Genomic DNA, 752 nt, shown 5'->3' with positions numbered 1-752 from the left:
TGGACACAACACATTCATCAAATCCAACAGAAATGGCAAGCGTGAGCTGACGTGACGTGTGATAGTGTTCGTTCTCGAAGATATGTAATAAATCCGGACCAGCAACAAAATAATTAACGCAAAAGCACCAATTAGTATCATTCATTCAAATCAATGACCTCTTGACTCACTGCTAGTAAGCCACCTCCAATCGTTAAGAACAGAGGTACTATTTTAAATAGATAGTAAGTTTGAGCGATAAAGTCACTATAGATCCCCGCGGCGACCAGTTTCTTTTTGGTTTCTTCTTTAATTAAAACTAAAACGATTTAAAAATGACAAAAAAGATCATCACGTTTCTGTTGCTCTTTGGTTGAACCAATTATTTTTCTAACCGATATTTCTGCTCTGGTTTCATCCCACATTTTTAAGGTAAAAATAGCCACAATAACAGAAACAACAAGTGCAACTAAAATAAATATGACACTAGGAAGAGAAAAATTCATGATTTCACTCCCCGCAAATAAACCAGATACAAATAAATCCAATAATCTCACTAGTAAGAACGTAGTAAAATATCGGTTTCCCACCTTCCTCAAACATTACATAATTATAATTTTCTGGACTTGTAAATTTCAAAATCAACAAGAAGATAACGGGTAAACAAGCAATGATTTTGGCTGACATTCTCGCTTCAGACGTTAACGAACTTTTCTTTTTGTCGACGGCGCGCGCTTCAAACATGATGCGGTTAATACGAGAGATAACTTCTT

General features: G+C 35.6%; 2 protein-coding genes. Both read right to left on the bottom strand.

Going from position 1 to position 752, the window contains the following annotated elements; all coding sequences use genetic code 11:
• Positions 1 to 308: 308 nt before the first annotated feature.
• On the bottom strand, positions 309 to 485 hold the full coding sequence (locus CIK04_RS34910; RefSeq protein ID WP_325206003.1) for a hypothetical protein: 177 nt from the start codon (positions 483 to 485) through the stop codon (positions 309 to 311).
• A 4-nt stretch (positions 486 to 489) separates the two neighbouring features.
• The coding region (locus CIK04_RS34905; RefSeq protein WP_369597192.1) for a type II secretion system F family protein at positions 490 to 752 on the bottom strand (263 nt) is incomplete at its 5' end.

The organism is Vibrio sp. 03_296 (genome assembly GCF_002265885.1).
Note: the sequence above shows the minus strand (reverse complement) of the source record. Positions and strands in the feature narration are given on the sequence as shown.

Bases quoted from the DNA above. Each gene is read 5' to 3' on its own strand.
- CIK04_RS34910 (WP_325206003.1), bottom strand. From the start codon at position 485: ATGAATTTTTCTCTTCCTAGTGTCATATTTATTTTAGTTGCACTTGTT.